The 18,221-nt window shown below is 63.5% G+C and carries 12 protein-coding genes and 1 pseudogene; 8 read left to right on the top strand and 5 right to left on the bottom strand.

Annotated features, from left to right (window positions below; translation table 11 throughout):
• Positions 1 to 5 precede the first annotated feature (5 nt).
• Positions 6 to 899, bottom strand: coding sequence for a hypothetical protein (locus tag AC1D1L_RS20660; protein ID WP_477343299.1), 894 nt, complete (start codon positions 897 to 899; stop codon positions 6 to 8).
• A gap of 245 nt (positions 900 to 1,144) precedes the next feature.
• The gene (locus tag AC1D1L_RS20655) at positions 1,145 to 2,791 is read right to left on the bottom strand and encodes an acyl-CoA synthetase (protein ID WP_477343298.1); all 1,647 of its coding nucleotides are present in this window, start codon (positions 2,789 to 2,791) and stop codon (positions 1,145 to 1,147) included.
• 271 nt (positions 2,792 to 3,062) lie between these two features.
• On the opposite strand from AC1D1L_RS20655, the gene AC1D1L_RS20650 reads away from it, so the two are divergent.
• From AC1D1L_RS20650 to AC1D1L_RS20620, 7 genes are all read left to right on the top strand, one after another.
• Complete coding sequence (locus tag AC1D1L_RS20650; protein WP_477343297.1) at positions 3,063 to 4,166, top strand: KamA family radical SAM protein; 1,104 nt, start codon at positions 3,063 to 3,065, stop codon at positions 4,164 to 4,166.
• A 103-nt stretch (positions 4,167 to 4,269) separates the two neighbouring features.
• A complete protein-coding gene (gene metH, locus AC1D1L_RS20645; protein WP_477343296.1) occupies positions 4,270 to 8,079 on the top strand; it encodes a methionine synthase in 3,810 nt (1,269 codons plus the stop codon).
• Positions 8,080 to 8,270: 191 nt separating this feature from the next.
• Positions 8,271 to 8,510 carry a DUF680 domain-containing protein gene (locus tag AC1D1L_RS20640; protein WP_477343295.1) on the top strand — a complete coding sequence of 80 codons (240 nt, stop codon included), beginning with the start codon at positions 8,271 to 8,273 and terminating at the stop codon, positions 8,508 to 8,510.
• A gap of 117 nt (positions 8,511 to 8,627) precedes the next feature.
• Positions 8,628 to 9,599 (top strand): MBL fold metallo-hydrolase, encoded by a 972-nt coding sequence (locus AC1D1L_RS20635; protein ID WP_477343294.1) that lies wholly within the window; start codon positions 8,628 to 8,630, stop codon positions 9,597 to 9,599.
• Between the two features lie 31 nt (positions 9,600 to 9,630).
• Positions 9,631 to 10,110 carry a tetratricopeptide repeat protein gene (locus AC1D1L_RS20630; protein WP_477343293.1) on the top strand — a complete coding sequence of 160 codons (480 nt, stop codon included), beginning with the start codon at positions 9,631 to 9,633 and terminating at the stop codon, positions 10,108 to 10,110.
• Between the two features lie 346 nt (positions 10,111 to 10,456).
• Entirely contained in the window at positions 10,457 to 10,948 is a 492-nt protein-coding gene (locus AC1D1L_RS20625; RefSeq protein ID WP_477343292.1) for a DoxX family protein, read from the top strand.
• Positions 10,949 to 11,281: 333 nt separating this feature from the next.
• Positions 11,282 to 11,599, top strand: coding sequence for a DUF2934 domain-containing protein (locus AC1D1L_RS20620; RefSeq protein ID WP_477343291.1), 318 nt, complete (start codon positions 11,282 to 11,284; stop codon positions 11,597 to 11,599).
• A gap of 147 nt (positions 11,600 to 11,746) precedes the next feature.
• Here AC1D1L_RS20620 and AC1D1L_RS20615 read toward each other — a convergent pair whose 3' ends face one another.
• On the bottom strand, positions 11,747 to 13,615 hold the full coding sequence (locus tag AC1D1L_RS20615; RefSeq protein WP_477343290.1) for a CHASE2 domain-containing protein: 1,869 nt from the start codon (positions 13,613 to 13,615) through the stop codon (positions 11,747 to 11,749).
• 33 nt (positions 13,616 to 13,648) lie between these two features.
• The gene (locus AC1D1L_RS20610; RefSeq protein WP_477343380.1) at positions 13,649 to 14,179 is read right to left on the bottom strand and encodes a FecR domain-containing protein; all 531 of its coding nucleotides are present in this window, start codon (positions 14,177 to 14,179) and stop codon (positions 13,649 to 13,651) included.
• 442 nt (positions 14,180 to 14,621) lie between these two features.
• On the opposite strand from AC1D1L_RS20610, the pseudogene AC1D1L_RS20605 reads away from it, so the two are divergent.
• Positions 14,622 to 14,931: pseudogene (locus AC1D1L_RS20605) on the top strand (DUF2934 domain-containing protein).
• A gap of 180 nt (positions 14,932 to 15,111) precedes the next feature.
• Here the strand turns inward: AC1D1L_RS20605 and AC1D1L_RS20600 are convergent.
• Positions 15,112 to 18,195 (bottom strand): ATP-binding protein, encoded by a 3,084-nt coding sequence (locus AC1D1L_RS20600; protein WP_477343288.1) that lies wholly within the window; start codon positions 18,193 to 18,195, stop codon positions 15,112 to 15,114.
• Positions 18,196 to 18,221: the final 26 nt, after the last annotated feature.

The following is an 18,221-nucleotide window of genomic DNA, read 5'->3' as shown; positions in this document are numbered from 1 at the left end:
GGAGCCTATTTTCCCGCCATCTGATCGGCCAGCGCCTGCGCCTGGGCGAGCAGCGCCGGGAAGGCCGGGTCTGCCGGCAGATGCTGGCCCATGCAGGCGCGATAGTCGCTGTCGCCCTTGTCCCAGGCGGCGTTGGAGGCATCGAACGCTTTTTCGTCCTTGAGGTCCGAAGCCTGGTAGGCCTCCTGGAATTTCTGCGCGGCGGCATCCGCAGCCGCCCAGACGGCGTCGCAGGCGGCGATCTTCGGGACGGCAGGGGCCGCCGGCGCCGCTGCGATCATGACGCTCTTGCCTTTGACGAGCGTAACGATGACTTCCTGCTCGTAGATCGGTCCGACGTCCTGCGTCCAGCCGCCGAGCCGTGCGAAGGCAATGTCGGCGCCTTGAGGTGTCTTCAGCGGAAAGTCGAGCGTCCCTTCAAAGGCGGCGTCGCTGTTGATCGCCTGGGTATAGAAAGCATCGAGCTTCAGCGCCTCATCGATGCTTGCAGGCAGTTTGAAACTCTCGTCGGTCTCGGCGGCTTTGGCCTGGAGCCAGCGCTCGAGCAGCCCTCGCGTCGTTGCCACCAAGGTGGGGCCGTCGTCGCCTTTGGTGTATCGCAGCCCATCGAGCATGCCGTAGCCGATGTCGGAGTCGCTGAGGCTTTCGATATTGATCGTGCCGGTTGCCGGAAAATCCTTGACAGCCAAGGGGCCGATAATGCCGGAAAGACGCTGTTGCAGGTCGGCCAGCGCCTTCTCGTTCTGGGCGTCGATGGTTTCGATTGCCGTGTTCGCGTTGTTCAGCGCCGCGATGGCCGCAATCGCCTTGTCGCGCGCGGCGATATAGTCATCCTCCGGCGAGGCCGCGAAAGCCACGCTGCTGACGAGCGCGAACAGAAACGTCCACATCAACCGCATGATTTAAAACCCGCTCTACGTTCGATTCCAAGGATACATGACAACATTGGGCCGAAAAAAGACCGCGTCGGAGCTGCAGATCTCCCCCCCTTGAGGGGGAGATGGCCGGCAGGCCAGAGGGGGTCGCCGCGCGTGAAGCGCTGACTCCTTTTGCAGCGCGAGACGACGTTAGCGCTTCACGCGCGGCGACCCCCTCTGTCGCCTTCGGCGACATCTCCCCCTCAAGGGGGGAGATTGGCGCCCAATCACACTTTGCGCTTCTCCACCTCCGCCTTCCTCAGCAAAAACCGCTGGATCTTGCCGCTCGGCGTCTTCGGCAGCTCGGTGACGAACTCGACCTCGCGCGGATAGGAATGCGCCGAGAGCCGCTTCTTGACGTGTTGGGCAAGCTCTTCGGCGAGCTTCGGGTTGCCCTTGTAGGCCGGTGCCAGCACCACGAAGGCCTTGACGATCTCGGTGCGCTGCGGATCGGGCACGCCGACGACGGCCGCTTCGTTGACCGCCGGATGCTCGATCAGCGCGCTTTCGACATCGAACGGGCCGATGCGGTAGCCGGCCGAGGTGATGACATCGTCGGCCCGGCCGATGAAGGACACCGAACCGTCCGGCTCATACTCCACCGTGTCACCGGTGCGGTAGTAGCCGCCTGATATCGCCAGCGTCTCGGCCTGATGATAACCCTTGAACCAGCGCAGCGGCGATCTGCCAATGTCGACGGCAAGGATACCGGGCTGGTTGGGGCCGAGCTCGTTGCCGGCCTCGTCGAGCACCACCATGCGGTAGCCGGGCATGGCAAAACCGGCCGAGCCCGCGCGCACGAGATGCGAGAGCCCATGATGGTTGTTCACCATCATGCCGTTTTCGGTCTGGCCGTAATGGTCATGGATGGGGGCGGCGAGATTGGCGTCGAACCAACGGATCACTTCCGGATTGAGCGGCTCGCCGGCGCTGCTCACCACGCGCAGCCTGCCTTTTACACGAGCGGCAGCCTCAGGCCCTTCCGCCACAAGCAGGCGATAGGCGGTCGGCGAGCCGGCGAGGCTGGTGACGCCGAGCCGCTCGATGATGTCGTAGGTGCTTTTGGCGTTGAAGGCGCCTTCATAGAAGGTCGTGGCGATGCCGAGCTGCAAAGGCCCGGTGATGGCGTAGTAGAGGCCGGAGGCCCAGCCGGGATCGGCGATGTTCCAGAAGATGTCGTCGGGCAGCGAGCCGATCGCATCGCGCATATAGGCGCCGAAGGCCAGCAGCGCCCGCAACGGCACCGGCACGCCCTTGGGCAGGCCTGTCGTGCCGGAGGTCGACATCATCATGAACAGGCCGTCGCCCTTGCGCATCACCGGCTGGCAGTCGGGCGAGGCGGCCGCAACGGCGGCGCGGAAATCGATGTCGCCTTCCGGCAGCGCCTCGCCGGGGCCAAGAATGGTCGCGATTTGCGCTGGTGTCTCGACCTCGTCGAGCTTGCCGCGATTGGCCGGATTGGTCACCACGATCTTCGCACCGCTATAGCCGAGACGGTGTTCGATGGCCTTCGGGCCGAAGGCGGTGAACAGCGGCTGGTAGACCGCGCCAATGCGCCATGTGCCGAGGATGAGCGCCACCAGTTCGGGGATGCGCGGCAGCATGCCGGCGACGACATCGCCAGGACCGACGCCGGCAGCCTTGAGCACACTGGCGGCGCGACCCGACATGTCGGCGAGATCGTCGAAGCTGAATTCTCGCAGTTCGCCGCCGGCCGAGATCGCACGCAGCGCCAGCCGGTTTTCACCGGTGTAGCGGCCGCAGCATTCGACATAGGCATTGATGCCGGTTGCAGGGTTGCCATGCAACCGGGCGATCTCGTCCTCGATGCGAAAGCGCTGAACGGCATCCTCATAGCGCGGTCTTTTGCTCATGGCAGTCCTCCCTGGCAGCGCCCATCTCCCCATGGAGCGCCTTATCCGTCAGATTGCCCGAAATCGCTACGCCGGTCGATTGCGGCGAAAGTCGGGATTAGCCACTTTCTCCCCGTTTTACGGGGAGAAATGCCCGGCAGGGCAATGAGGGGCAGCGTCAGCCTCTGAGGTCGGCGGGAACTCTGCGGATCAACGTCGGCGGCAACAGATGGTTGACCAACTCCCTCAACCGGCCGATAGCTCCGCCCAAATTGCTGCTCCGAGACCTCCGATGACCACAGACGCCAACCTCAAAACCGCCGATGCCGACACCGCCTGGCAGGACGACGTCCGCGCCGGCGTCCGCCATGTCCGCGATCTCGCTTCGCTGCCGCTGTCGCCTGCTGAGCGGGCGGCGGCGCAGGAGGCGGCCGTGCGGCACAAGGTGCGTGCCCCCAAAACCTATCTCGACCTGATCGACTGGAACGATCCCGCTGACCCCATCCGCGCGCAGGTCATTCCGTCGCCGGATGAGCTGGTGGACACGGAGGGCGAGCTCGACGATCCGATCGCCGACCATGCCTTCAGCCCCGTGCCGCGACTGACACACCGCCACGCCGACCGCGTGCTGCTGTTCCCGACCTACCAATGCGCGGTCTATTGCCGCTTCTGCTTCCGCAAGGAGTCTCTGACGTCGATCGGTCGTGGCTACACGCGCGAAGCGCTCGAAGATGCTTTTGCCTATATCGAAGCTCACACCGAAATCCGCGAGGTGATCCTGACCGGCGGCGATCCGCTGTCGCTGCCGGACAAGGCGCTGGCCGAAATCCGCGCCCGCATCGAGACGATCGCGCATGTGCGGCTGCTGCGCGTGCACACCCGCGTGCCCGTTGTGCTGCCGGCGCGGATCACGCCGGGGCTGGTTGGCGCCTTGCAGGGCCGGCTGATGGTCACCATCGTCACCCATTTCAACCACGCGCGGGAGATCACGCCAGCCACCGAACAGGCCTGTCGCACCATGCGCCAGGCGGGCTTCGTGCTGCTCAACCAGAGCGTCCTGCTCAAGGGCGTCAACGACACGGTCGAGGTGCTGGAAGAACTCTGTCGCGAACTGATGTATCGCCTGGGGGTGAAGCCCTATTACCTGCATCACGGCGACCTCGCGCGCGGCATGGCGCATCGGCGCACCACTATTGCCGAGGGACAGGTGCTGGCCGGCGCGCTGCGCGCCCGCCTGTCGGGCATCTGCAATCCCGTCTATGTGCTGGACCTCCCGGAAGGCGGCGGCAAGGTGCCGCTCGGGCTATGCCATATTGAGGGGCGGGACGGGCAGGACTGGCGCATTCGCGGCCAGGATGGCGAGGTGAGAGTGTATCGGGACGTGGTGGGGGAATAGGAAGGCGTAGCCCTAGTTTGCTGTCGACGCCGTCAGGCTGTGACAACCCGTATATTGACATAAAGATATCCTTATGTGATGGTTGTCGCCTCAAGGATAAAAAATGTCGCAGAATTCTGCATCGCTGGACGATTTGTTCGGCCCCGTCGCGGCAATGCCCGACGGTTCGGAAGTGCTTGCGGCGCTCACCGCGGCGGCGCGCGAACGCATTCTCATCCTCGACGGCGCCATGGGCACGCAGATCCAGGGCCTCGGCTTCGACGAGGAGCATTTTCGCGGCGAGGCTTTCGCCGGCTGCGCCTGCCATCAGCAGGGCAACAACGACCTCTTGATCCTGACCCAGCCCGCAGCGATCGAAGAGATCCACTATCAGTACGCCATCGCCGGCGCCGACATTCTCGAGACCAACACGTTTTCGTCGACGTCCATCGCCCAGGCCGATTACGGCATGGAGGATGCCGTCTACGCGCTGAACCGCGACGGCGCGCGGCTGGTGCGGCGCGCCGCCATTCGGGCCGAGCAGGAAGACGGCAAGCGCCGCTTCGTCGCCGGCGCGCTCGGGCCGACCAACCGCACCGCCTCGATGTCGCCCGACGTCAACAATCCCGGTTATCGCGCCGTGACCTTCGACGATCTGCGCCTGGCCTATGGCGAGCAGCTGCGCGGCCTCATCGACGGCGGCGCCGACATCATCCTGATCGAGACCATCTTCGACACGCTGAACGCCAAGGCGGCGATCTTCGCCTGCAACGAGATTTTTCTCGAGAAGGGCGTGCGCCTGCCGGTGATGATTTCCGGCACCATCACCGATCTCTCCGGCCGAACCCTGTCGGGCCAGACGCCGACCGCCTTCTGGCACTCGGTGCGCCATGCGAGTCCCTTCACCATCGGCCTCAACTGCGCGCTCGGCGCCAACGCGATGCGCGCGCATCTGGCCGAAATATCCGGCGTCGCCGACACCTTCGTCTGCGCCTATCCGAATGCCGGCCTGCCCAACGAATTCGGCCGTTATGACGAGAGCCCGGAATTCATGGCCGCGCAGATCGAGGATTTCGCGCGGGAAGGGCTGGTCAATGTCGTCGGCGGCTGCTGCGGCTCGACGCCGGAGCACATCCGCGCCATCGCCGAGGCGGTGAAGAAATACCCGCCGCGCCCCATTCCCGAGATCGCGCGCAAGATGCGGCTGTCCGGGCTGGAGCCGTTCACGCTGACCGACGAGATTCCCTTCGTCAATGTCGGCGAGCGCACCAACGTCACCGGCTCGGCCAGGTTCAGAAAGCTGATCACGGCGGGCGACTATGTTCCCGCGCTCGACGTGGCGCGCGACCAGGTCGCCAATGGCGCGCAGATCATCGACATCAACATGGACGAAGGCCTGATCGATTCGAAGAAGGCGATGGTCGAGTATCTCAACCTGATCGCCGCCGAGCCCGACATCGCGCGTGTGCCTGTCATGGTCGACAGTTCGAAATGGGAAATCATCGAGGCCGGCCTGAAATGCGTGCAGGGCAAGCCGCTGGTCAATTCGATCTCGATGAAGGAAGGCGAAGAAGCGTTCCTGCATCATGCCAGGCTGGTGCGCGCCTATGGCGCGGCGGTGGTCGTCATGGCCTTCGACGAGGCCGGCCAGGCCGACACCAAGGCGCGCAAGGTCGAAATCTGCACCCGCGCCTACAAACTTCTCACCGAGCAGGCCGGCTTCCCGCCCGAAGACATCGTCTTCGACCCCAATGTCTTCGCGGTCGCCACCGGCATCGAGGAGCACGACAATTACGGCGTCGACTTCATCGAGGCCACCGGCGAGATCACCGACACCTTGCCGCATGTCCATATCTCCGGCGGCGTGTCGAACCTGTCCTTCTCATTCCGCGGCAACGAGCCGGTGCGCGAGGCCATGCACGCCGTCTTCCTCTACCACGCCATCCAGCGCGGCATGGATATGGGCATCGTCAATGCCGGCCAGCTCGCTGTCTACGACACGATCGAGCCGGAGCTGCGCGAGGCCTGCGAGGATGTCGTGCTCAACCGCGCACCCAGGGCCGGCGGCACCGCCACCGAGCGCATGCTGGAGATCGCCGAGCGTTTCAAGGGCGCCGCCGGCAAGGAGGGCAAGGAGCGCGATCTCGCCTGGCGCGAGCTGCCGGTCGAAGGGCGCATTTCGCACGCGCTGGTCAACGGCATCACCGAATTCATCGACGCCGACACCGAGGAAGCGAGGCTTGCCGCCGAGCGTCCGCTGCATGTCATCGAAGGCCCGCTGATGGCCGGCATGAATGTCGTCGGCGACCTGTTTGGCGCGGGAAAAATGTTCCTGCCGCAAGTGGTGAAATCAGCGCGGGTGATGAAACAGGCGGTGGCCGGATTGCTGCCGCACATGGAGGCGGAAAAACTGGCCAACGCCGCCAATGGCATCGACAATGGCGAGCGCCAGACGGCGGGCAAAATTCTGATGGCGACGGTGAAGGGCGATGTCCATGACATCGGCAAGAACATCGTCGGTGTCGTACTTGCCTGCAACAATTACGAGATCATCGATCTCGGCGTCATGGTGCCGGCGGCCAAGATCCTGCAGACGGCGCGCGAGCAGAACGTCGACATCATCGGCCTGTCCGGCCTGATCACGCCGTCGCTGGACGAGATGGCGCACATGGCCGCCGAGATGGAGCGCGAGGGGTTTGATATCCCGCTGCTGATCGGCGGCGCCACGACCAGCCGCGTACATACCGCAGTGAAGATCCACCCGCGCTACGCCAAGGGGCAGACGGTCTATGTCGCCGACGCCAGCCGCGCGGTCGGCGTGGTATCGGCGCTGCTGTCGAACGACGGCAAGGCCGGCTATGTCGACGCGGTGCGGGCCGAGTACAAGAAGGTCGCCGACGCGCATGCCCGCTCGGAAGCCGACAAGCAGCGGCTGCCGCTCGCCAAGGCGAGGGCCAATGCGCACAAGGTCGACTGGTCCGCCTACCAGCCGCCGAAGCCGTCCTTCACGGGCATAAAGGTGTTCGACAACTGGGACCTGAAGGAGCTTGCGCGCTACATCGACTGGACGCCGTTCTTCCAGACCTGGGAGATGAAGGGGCGCTATCCCAAGATCCTCGAAGACGAGGCGCAAGGCCCCGCCGCGCGCCAGCTGTTCGAGGATGCGCAGGCGATGCTGGAGAAAATCATCGCCGAAAAGTGGTTCGCGCCGCGCGGCGTCATCGGCTTCTGGCCGGCCAACACTGTCGACGACGACATAAGGCTTTTCACGGACGAGGCACGCTCGCAGGAGCTGGCGACCTTCTTCACGCTGCGCCAGCAGCTGACCAAGCGCGACGGCAAGGCCAATGTCGCGCTGTCGGATTTCGTCGCGCCGCCCGAGATCGGCAAGCCTGATTACATCGGTGGCTTCATCGTCACCGCAGGCATCGAGGAAGTGGCGATCGCAGAGCGCTTCGAGCGCGCCAATGACGATTACTCCTCGATCATGGTCAAGGCGCTGGCCGACCGTTTCGCCGAAGCGTTTGCCGAGCGCATGCACGAGAAGGTGCGCAAGGAATTCTGGGGCTATGCGGCCGACGAGGCGCTCGCGCCCGACGATCTGATCGGCGAACCCTATCGCGGCATCCGCCCGGCGCCCGGCTATCCCGCGCAGCCCGACCATACCGAAAAGGCAACGCTATTCCGGTTGCTCGACGGCGAGCGTAATGCCGGCGTCAGCCTGACTGAGAGCTATGCGATGTGGCCGGGATCGTCAGTATCCGGCCTCTATTTCGCCCACCCCGAAAGCTATTATTTCGGCGTCGCCAAGGTCGAGCGCGACCAGGTCGAGGACTATGCCCGCCGCAAGGACATGCCCCTGGCCGAGGTCGAGCGCTGGCTCGGGCCGATCCTCAATTATGTGCCGCAGCACTATGCCGAGGCGGCGGAATAGCGCCCTGACGGTTCGGCGAAACTGCCTAGGCGCCGCAAGCGCGCCTGATCCGGCCCAGCGTCTGCCCTGATTTCTCCCCTTCCAAAAAAATCTCACCGCACCGGGGAATAAAGCACGGCCCTTCCGGGTCTTGTTATCAGCGGGGCCATTCCAGCCCGCGACCCAAAGAGACGAAACAAGGAATTTTGGACATGACCAAGCTCGCTTTCAGCGTGGCTGCGATGCTGCTTGCCTCGAGCGCTGCCTTTGCCGGCAGCGACCACTTCACCAACAAGGCCGGCCAGCCTTCCGTGGACACCAATGCCACGGCGTCAATTCCCTACACAGCACACCAGGACAGCGTCGACACCAAGGTGACGACCGGGCCGAGCCAGGGCTCGGTGCAGGACATCATTGACCGGCACAACCGCGACAGCATCTGGGGCCGCTGAGTCATGGGCGCCGGCGCCGGATCCGCGCCGCCGCCTCAACCGATCAGGACGGGGAGCCAGCGCTCTCCGTCATCTCTCTTCCGCGACTTCGGACACCACTCACAAGAGGAAATCACCATGTTCAGCATGACACGTCGCACATTGCTTGGAACCACGCTCGCGGCAGCCGCCTTCGGCCTTGCCGGAAAGCTGGAATTCACTCGCCCCGCCTTCGCCGAAACACCGGTCGAGCCGGCGGTCGGCTTCTACAAATACAAGGTCGGCGACATCGAGGTCACCGCCATCTATGACGGCATCTGGCGCAAGCCCCACGATCCGGCCTTCATCAAGGATGTCTCGGTCGACGACACCAAGGCAGCACTCGCCAAGGCTGGCCTGACCACCGACTTCATGCCGATCCCGCTCACCGTCGTCGTGCTCAAGATGAACGGCAAGCTCATCATGATGGATGCCGGCTCCGGCGTCGGCCAGTGGCAGACCAATGCCACGCATTTGCCGGCCAACATGGCTGCCGCCGGCATCGACTACAAGGCGATCGACACCATCATGATTTCGCATTTCCACCCCGACCATGTCTGGGGCCTGATGGAAAAGGGCACCAATGCGCCGGTGTTCCCCAATGCCGAGCTGATCGTCAACGCCACCGAATACAACTGGTGGACCGACCCCAGCCGGCTGGCCAAGCTGCCCGAAGGCCGCAAGCCGGCGGGCAAGCGCATCGCCGAAAACTTTCCGAAATGGAAGAACTGGAAGCTGGTCGAGGACGGCGCCGAAGTCGTGCCCGGCATCCAGATCATCGCAGCGCCCGGCCATACGCCGGGCCATTCGGTCTACCTCGCCAACTCCGGCAAGGAACAGCTGATGATCTCGGCCGACACCATGTATGTGCCGGCCCTTCTGGCGCCGCATCCGGAGTGGCAGGGCGGCTACGACCAGGACGGGCCGACGGCGATCACGACCCGCCACAAGATCATCGACCGGGTGATCGCCGACAACATCCGCATTTCCGGTTCGCACTTCCCGTTCCCGGGCACCGGCGTCTTCGTCAAGGACGGCAATGCCTACGGTTTCACTCCAGTCCAGATCTGAGCGCGAGCTCCCAACCAAAGCGAGAAAGACAATGAAACAATACTGTCTGGGCAGAAACGCCCTCTTCGGCCTGCTCGGCGCCATCGCGGTGCTGACCGTGGTTCCCGCAGCGACCGTCATGCCGGCTTTTGCCGTCGACGACATCGAAGGCACTGACGCGCCCGACCTAACCGCCGTCCAGGCCAAGATCGCCGTCAAGGATTACAAGGGCGCACTGGCCGACCTGCGTGACCTCGCACAGGACAACCAGCAGGCCGACGTCTACAATCTACTCGGCTTCACGCTGCGCAAGACCGGCGACTTCACTACCGCGCTGACCTACTACAACAAGGCGCTGGAGCTGAAGCCCGACCACAAGGCCGCCCGCGAATATCTGGGCGAGCTCTATGTCGAGACCGGCGACATGGCCAAGGCCAACGAACAACTGGCCTCGCTGCAGAAGCTGTGCCCCGCCGGCTGCGAGGAACTCGACGATTTGCAAAAGGCGATTGACACCAAGGTGACGCAGTAGGGCCGCAGCGCAAATTCCCCCTCACCCGGATTGCCAAACCGAATTGCAAGGGCAATTCGGGCAATCCGACCTCTCCCCGAGGGGAGAGGAGGCGGCCTGCGCCGACGCTTTCCTCTTCTCCCCAACGGGGAGAAGGTGGCCGCGAAGCGGCCGGATGAGGGGGCCTTGGCGCCGACCTCAACTCAACCCACCCCAGTTGGGCGCCCGTGGCCGGCGCCCAGAAAGCCGGAGCCGGCATGCTTCCCTCAGGCTGGCTCCGACCCCCAGACATCAAACCACCAGCGCCACCCACGCGCGCCCAACCGGTGCGCCGCGCCTGCCCATTGCTAAATTCCGGAGCCAGACCATGCTACTGACCGACCACACCGCGAAGCTGCACACGCTCGCCGCAAAATATCACCTCAAGGACGTCACCCTGCTTGCCGGCCGCCCGCTTATGTCCTTCATCTTCCTGCATGAGGGTGTGACACTGGCCATCCATTTCGACGGCGCCGCCAAGGCGATGGCCGCCCAAGGCATCGGCCTGCCACTGTTCGTCGCCACGCTCGCGCTGCAGCTCGGGGCAGGGCTCTCCGTTGCAACAGGCCTGCTCACCCGCCTCGGCGCCGTCGGCCTTGGCCTCTTTTGTCTGGCAACCGCCACGCTGTTCCACAACAATCTTGCCAGCCAGAACGAGCTGCTGCATTTCGAAAAGGATCTGGCCATATCAGGCGGCATGTTCGTGCTGGCCATTGCAGGCGCCGGCGCCTTCTCGCTGGACCGGCTGGTGACCCTCCATCTGCAGCAGCGCCAGCGCGACAAGGAGATGGTGGACTTCTGGCGGCGGAGAACGACGTGACGATGAGGGTGACGCTGCCGGTTTGAGGGCAAGGCGAGGGGGAAGTCATCCTGCACCGTCGCGCTCCACGGCGCCCCCCTCTGTCCTGCCGGACATCTCGCCCACAAGGAGGGAGATTGGCCGTCACCTCGGCCGTCGCCAACCTTCAACCTCGCAGAACTGGCGGGGCGCCAAAGCCGCTAATCTCCCCACAAGTGGGGGAGATGGCCGGCAGGCCAGAGGGGGGCGCCGTAGAGCGCCAACCTTGCAGATCACTCCCACCCCGATCACGCAAATTCTTTGGATCAATCTCATCATCGCGGCGTTCTTCCCTGACACCAAGGAGGAACGACGATGGGTGACGAACGGCACGAGAAGATCCAGAAGCGCGCCTACCAGATCTGGGAGCGCGAAGGCGGTGGCGATCCCGAGCATCACTGGCACCGGGCCGAGGCCGAAATCGACCGTGAAGCCGCCTTGCCGCTGACGGCAGACGACGCCCTGCCGCAAACCCGGGAGATCGCCAGCACCGACGTGCTGACCGTCGAGGAGCTGGCCGTGCGCACCGGCATATCGGGCGACGAGGCGCAGGAGTTGATAGACAGGCTTGGCACTGACCGCGCAGCGATTGAACAGGCTGCGCGGGGGCTGAAGGGGCGACGGAAGTCCTGATTGCGGGCTACGTGCAGGCCGAAAGCTGCTGCAGGCTTACTTCCGTCAGCGGTGTCGAACATCGAGGACGGCTTGCTTTGGTGCACCATTTTGGCGTGCGCGCCGCGCGAAGGGATGGATGGCGCGCCATTGATCACGGGGCCGGATCTACTGCGGCGCCCGCGCACTCTGCCAAAGCCAGATTGCGAGCGAGCTGGATCGCCCACGGATCTGGGTCTCCACAGGTCCTCTTAAAGCACCGGATTTGAACAACGCGCAGTCGCGACCGGCGACCTCAAGCATTTCGTAACTCACCGCCACTTCGGCATTCTGGTCGGCAGCGATCTCCATCAAGCGACTTGCAACGTTGACGGTGTCGCCGATGGCCGCGATGTGCTGACGCCCTTCGCCGCCGAGTCGAGAGGCCACGATCGGTCCGTGATGCGCTCCAATCTTGAAGCCGATCCGGGATGCGGTCGACGCAGGCAACGAGGCAAGCCAATCGTTGGTGCGGCTGGAGAGCCCGACACAACAGCGGGCAGCATTGAAGGCGTCGTCTGTCGCCGGTTCCGGCAGGCCGAACAGGATCATTGCGCCGTCACCCATGAAACTCGTGACAACGCCACCGCAGCTTGTCACTTCTTCGTCCACCAACGCGTGAAAATTGTTCAGGAGTTCGCGTGTGGCGCTCGGTCCCAATGTTTCACTCAGTCCGGTGAAGCCGGACAGGTCGATGAACAGGATGGCGGCTTCTGTCCGGACGGGTTCCGAGAGGAAGTCGCCATGCTTGGCGAGCCATGCCCCCAGTCCCGGGGCTTCAACGCGTTGAAGCAATTGGCTCTGCGTGGCGAAATATTGGGCCCGGCTCCTGCCCAGCCAAAGCTGCGCTGCCCCAAACAGGATTGCCGGCGGAATGGCAGCGGTCATCGGCAGCGCGGCGCTCAGCCAGATATGGTGCAGGAAAGCGGTCATGTTGACCACCAACCAGATCAGGACCACGCCGGCGACCGCCGCGAGGCCGATGGCGTTTCGGCGCCACGCCAACAGGCCGACAAGAAGCATGGGCAGCGCCACTGCAAAGCCCGCGTCTGCAAGGCGAACGTTCTGGTCGCGCACGATTCCGTCGCCGGTCATCAGATGGGCAATCGCCGTCGACATGACCTCGACGCCCGGCAGTATGGGATCGAACGGTGTCGGGAAGACATCGCCGGTGCCGGTTGCGGTCGCTCCTATCAGGACAATTCGACCCCGGATAGCGCCGGGATCGAATTGGCCCTCCAGCACGGTCGCGGCGCTGATCGTGCGGATCGTGCCGCGCGGGCCATAGAATGTCAGAGGGAGGATGTGACCAATGTCCGTACGGATCGACCGTCCGTCCAGCGATAGATCATCGGGCGCAATTCCAGGGTCCTCTCCCGCCGCCATGGCGGCGACACGCAAGGAGAAGGACGCTTGTAACTGATCTCCGGCCCGAAACAGCAACGGCACGAACCGGGGCGTTCCCGTCCTGTCGGTGACCACGTTCACGACGCCGACAGCGGCGGCGTCCGAAAACGGTTTCAGGGGCCACAGGAACCGCTCGGCATTCGGCACGCGGGCAAGGGGTCCTTCGCCCGCGGCCATCGTCCATTGTTTGCCTCCGGGGTAGATCGCCGCCGCGGCGATTACGCTTCTACTCCTGCTCAGCGAACGCGCGAGCGCCTCGTCAGCGTCCTTTGCTCCGGGGTCGACCAGCAGCAGGTCCAGCGCAATGGCTTTCGGCCCGAGCGGCTCGATCGTATCGATGATTCGGGCAAGCGTTGCGCGGCTGAGGGGATAGCTGCGCTCGCGCCGCACCGTTTCATCGTCTATTGCGACAATGGTGATCAGCTCCGGCGGCTTTGTCGTTCCTCGAACAAGCGTTCGAAGATCGGTCATCGTTGCCTCGACGCGATCGAGAAACCAGAAATTGCCGTGCCAGTGCGCAAAGCCCAGGCCGGCGCCCCAAAGACCCGCCAGAACGAGCGCGATCAGCGTCGGAAGCCCTCGTCCGCTCATTGCAAGTTCACTGGGCAAGCTCACCGGGCAAGCTCACTGGCCGAAACGGGCCAGCAAGGCGGAAACGCGCTTGGCGGGCCAGCGCTTGACGATGAGTTCACCTGTCCCGGCCTCGACGTCCACGCCATCGCCCGGTGCGAGGACCACGACGGCGGTGGATGCCGGTCTTTGCACGGCGACGCGACCTCTCAGGACAAAAACAGACGTCTTGCCATTGCCAACGTCGACTGCCCATTTTGTGCCTCGCACGGCGGCGATCGCCTGCGGGGTGATCACCGCGAAGCCGCCCTGGACCGCGCCGGCCGGAGCATCGAGCAGCAGCGCCTTGCGCCGCAACCTGACCGCGTCGGGACTGCCGTTTCGATCGCGATCCTCCAGCGTAAAACGAGCGCCACCTTCCACGATGACGGCAAGGCCTTCCCGACATCTCAGAATCTGTCGGGACGAACCGGCCACCGGCTCGAACGTACACCCTGCATCCTGCGCATGGGCGGCATCCACCCAGAAGACACCGGCAAACAGGACAGCCACCAGGCTACGGAAAAATCGGCCCCTTGCGCGCATCAACGTCTCCTCGCTTTGCGAAACGCTGCGGCAGGAAAATCTTCTGCCGTCAGCCTGCCCGCATGTTTGGTTCACGAGCCGGCACTTGCAGCCACGTTGGCTTGAGGGATGCCGACCGGCAATCGTAACACGACAAGCTGCTCCGGCGTTAAGCATGTTCGGCATGGCGGGTCGCCGGGCAGGCAAGGTGAGGGTGGCCTTGAGCCAGGTTCTGGAGTCTGCTCAGCCGCTATCGTGGAACTGGCGAGGCGCCGAAGCTGCCAATCTCCCCACAAGGGGGAGAGATGCCCGGCAGGGCAGAGGGGGGCGCCGTAGAGCGCCAACCTTTCTCGCTCACGCCCCATCCCCGATCACGCGAAATTTTTGGATCAATCCCACCAACCCGGCGTTCCTCCCTCACACCCAACCGATGAACGACGATGACCGATGACGCAACGACAAAATCAGGGACCGCGCTTACCAGATCTGGCAGCGCGAAGGCGGTGGTGATCCCGAGCATCACTGGCATCGGGCCGAGGCCGAGATAGACAGGGAAGCCGCATTGCCGCTGACGGCCGACGACGCCCTGCCGCAAACCCGTGAGATCGCCAGCACCGACGTCCTGACAGTCGAGGAACTGGCCGTGCGCACCGGCATATCCGGCGACGAGGCGCAGGAGTTGCTTGATAGGCTTGGCACCGACCGGGGTGGCGGTTGAGCTGGCTGCGCGGAGCATCAAAGGGAGCCGAGGCCGGGAAATAGGGGGCATTTAGAGAGCCTTGTTGGTATTTACCTAATTTGGCAGTCGCAACATTGGCCGTTCTTCGCAGCTGCGAATGACAGCGATGCCCCCCATGCCGGCTATTCACGTCAATGCCATCGCTACCCGAAAGCGGACGTTGGTCGAAGCCGTGCTCGTCGAGATTGCCGGCAGAGACGTGATGCGCTTTGAGTCACTCAACGTCTGCTGCGATGAACCAATCGTTGACCTCCCGCAATTCCGCACGGGCCTCTTCGAACCTACCCTGTGACCGCAATAGCTTTGCCAGACTATTGGTCGCCTGCAACTCCCAGCTCCTGGCGCTCTGCTGCCGCGCAAAGGCGATAGCCTCGCGAAAAGAAGCCTCGGCCGCTCTGTCGCCTACTCCATTTGCAAGTTCGATCTCGCCACGAATGCGAAGCAAGGCAGCTGTAAAGTAATGCTCGCCAATCTTTTCGGCCTCGCGCAGACCTTTCTCGACGGTCTCTGCCGCTATATCGAATTGTCCAGAGTTAATGAATGCCTTGGCCAGTAAGCCTAAATAACACGATTTGTCGACCTCCTGATCTTCAAGGTCACTCTCGGTCAATGCCATCATATGGCTTCCCACCAGACTGTCATCGAGGCTCGACGCAGCCAGGCCGCCAAAAAAGCGCGCCACCCTTGTCCAGAGATTGAAGCCGTTTTCCTGCGCTAATGGCAGAAGTTCATCCGCCAGTCGAGCGATCTCCCGGCTCTCCTCCCGGAAGGCGAACAACACGCACCCGTTTCCCAGGCAGGCGGCCAGGCGATAGGCGGACTGCTGCCGGACGGTCGCCTCCGCCTCAAGGTAGAGTTTCAGCGCTTGACGGCGATATCCCAGAATATGCAACGTCCACGAAAGGTAGATCATGGCCATACTCGGAAAGTCGCTGCCGACCTTGTCTGCGCTGTCCTTGTGGCTGAGAGCGCGCTCAAGATATTGCCGGGCCGCCGCCAGCTCACCCTGACAGAACAGGCTCATGCCCTTGAACTGCAGGCCTATGACGAGCGCGTTCAGGTAGCCATCCTCCTCGCCGACCCGAATCAACTCATCACTGGCGGCGAGGGCCTTGCCAAACTGGCCCGAGTTGAAATGGGTGCCGAAAAGCCCGTCGAGCGCCCTGATCGTCGCTTCCAGTTCGCCAAGCTTCCCGCTCAGCACTATGGCTCGCTGATACGCTGCACTGCCTTCGCCCGTCACATAACCGAGCGCAGTGTAGAGCACATCGCCCAGTTCCAGTTCGAAGCGAAGCAGCCTGCGGCTACGATCGTCGGAATCGGGCAAGAGTTTAGCGGCTTCAAGCCCCTTCCTGAAGATACGCACTGCATCAGCTTTCGCCCAGGTCTTAGCTGCCTTCAGCCCTGCCTGCAGCCAGTAGTCAGCTGCGCGATCGAACAGACCGGCATCGGCGAAATGCTCAGCGAGCACTTCGGGATAGGCAAAAGCCGCGTTGGGGTCGCGCAACTCGATGCATTCGGCAATCAATTTGTGAATCTGTTGCGCACGTTCGTGCAGCATCGTGCCTCTCGCCGCCTGCTGGAGCAGCACGTGGGTGAACGAAAAGCCCGCTCCGGCTGTCCCTCGCTCGGCTACGATCAGCCCCGTGCGCATCAGCTCACCAACCGCAGTCCGCAACTCCGCTTCAGGCCAATCGCAAATCTCGCGCAGTATGTCGAAATCGAATTCGCGGCCGATCGCCGCCGCCACCTGCGCGACTTCCTTGGCGGGCCCCAGCCTGTCGAGACGGGCAAGCAGCGAGAACTGCAGAGAGTTTGGAATGTTGTTCGTGAGTGACAGACGCTTGGGCTGCGATACGTCCAGGCGCAACCCTGTTTCGACGACGCTGCGAGTAAGCTCTTCAATATAGAGAGGGACGCCTTCACCGCGATCAAGCACCACTGCCACGTCAGCTGCGAGCGCATTCGGACTAATGTCATGGACAATCGCTTCAGCGTCGTCTCGGCTGAGCGCCTCAAGTCTGATGTGGTGCCCGTCAGGACCGTCGATCCATGGAACGCTTGCGTTGTTCCGGCTCGACACAAGCAGTAGGGCAGGTGTCGAAGCCAGGCTGGCGACGATTTTGTCGAGAAGGTCGCGCGAGGTCGCATCGGCCCATTGCTCATCTTCGAACAAGATCAGGATCGGGGTAGTGCGCGCCAAATAACTGACCAAATCGATGAACGCTTGCTCGGCAATGTTGCGCTGTCGTTCGGCGCTTATCCCTTCGAGCCGGTCCGGCGTTGTCGTCGGCATCCCGAGCAGGCCTGAGAAGATCGCCAGCGCGATATCGCTGGACACCGAGCCGATCGACAATCCGTTGCGGAGCTTTCGCAGCTTGTCTTCCGTCGAGTCACCGTCCTCGATCGTTGCAATCCTCTGCAACTCCGCGAGGAATGGATAAAGGGTGCTGTTCTCAAAGGTCGGAGAACATTGCATGGTCAGTTGCGGAAAGCTGCGCAGGCGCTGCTGGATCTCGTTGAGCAACCGGGATTTGCCGATTCCCGACTCCCCCGAGACCAGCACCGCATTGCCACGCCGGTCGCGCACGACGGTCTCCCAGCGCTCCATCAGCAGTCGCAATTCGGCGTTGCGGCCGCACAGCTTGGTCATACGCGCCCGCTTCGCAAAGCGGGTCGGCACCATGCGTGCCCTTTGCACCTGCCACACCTGGACCGGTTCGGCGAATCCCTTCAGCTCATGTTTGCCGAACCCGGTGAAATCAATCGCGCCGCTCGCGGCCTCGAAGGTCGCCGCGTCGACAAGGATCGTATTCGGCTTGGCCAGTACCTGCAGTCGTGCCGCCAGATGCGCGACGTGGCCGAAGGCGACGGTGGACACGCCGCTCGGCGCGCCGACGAACTCCCCCACCACGACTTGGCCGCTCGCGATACCCAACCTCACTTGCAGCGGATATCCCTGATTTGCCGCGATGGTGGCCACCGCATCGACGATCTCGAGTGCCGCCAGCACCGCGAACTCGCTGTCGTCCTCACCTGCTATCGGATAGCCGAAATAGGCCTGAACGGCGTCGCCGATGTAACTGGCCGTCACACCCTTGTGGCGCCGGACGACGCTGCTGCAGGTCTGTAGAAAGCTCTCAATCAGGTGTTGGAAATCCTCGGGATCCAGGCGGTCGGCATATTCGGTTGACCCCACCATGTCGCAGAACAGGATGGTGAGATAACGCCGTTCCGCAACAGACTTCGCCGGACTGCCGGGCAAAATGGGGCTAGCCAATGGAACCGGCGTGGTCACGCTCCGGGACCCTCCTTAGTGCGGCG

The organism is Mesorhizobium sp. P2_D6 (assembly GCF_056404315.1).
This window is presented reverse-complemented; position numbering and strand designations above follow the sequence as displayed.

Bases quoted from the DNA above. Each gene is read 5' to 3' on its own strand.
- AC1D1L_RS20625 (WP_477343292.1), top strand. From the start codon at position 10,457: ATGCTACTGACCGACCACACCGCGAAGCTGCACACGCTCGCCGCAAAA.
- AC1D1L_RS20655 (WP_477343298.1), bottom strand. From the start codon at position 2,791: ATGAGCAAAAGACCGCGCTATGAGGATGCCGTTCAGCGCTTTCGCATC.
- AC1D1L_RS20620 (WP_477343291.1), top strand. From the start codon at position 11,282: ATGGGTGACGAACGGCACGAGAAGATCCAGAAGCGCGCCTACCAGATC.
- AC1D1L_RS20640 (WP_477343295.1), top strand. From the start codon at position 8,271: ATGACCAAGCTCGCTTTCAGCGTGGCTGCGATGCTGCTTGCCTCGAGC.
- AC1D1L_RS20635 (WP_477343294.1), top strand. From the start codon at position 8,628: ATGTTCAGCATGACACGTCGCACATTGCTTGGAACCACGCTCGCGGCA.
- AC1D1L_RS20630 (WP_477343293.1), top strand. From the start codon at position 9,631: ATGAAACAATACTGTCTGGGCAGAAACGCCCTCTTCGGCCTGCTCGGC.
- AC1D1L_RS20610 (WP_477343380.1), bottom strand. From the start codon at position 14,179: ATGCGCGCAAGGGGCCGATTTTTCCGTAGCCTGGTGGCTGTCCTGTTT.
- AC1D1L_RS20615 (WP_477343290.1), bottom strand. From the start codon at position 13,615: ATGAGCGGACGAGGGCTTCCGACGCTGATCGCGCTCGTTCTGGCGGGT.
- AC1D1L_RS20660 (WP_477343299.1), bottom strand. From the start codon at position 899: ATGCGGTTGATGTGGACGTTTCTGTTCGCGCTCGTCAGCAGCGTGGCT.
- metH (WP_477343296.1), top strand. From the start codon at position 4,270: ATGTCGCAGAATTCTGCATCGCTGGACGATTTGTTCGGCCCCGTCGCG.
- AC1D1L_RS20650 (WP_477343297.1), top strand. From the start codon at position 3,063: ATGACCACAGACGCCAACCTCAAAACCGCCGATGCCGACACCGCCTGG.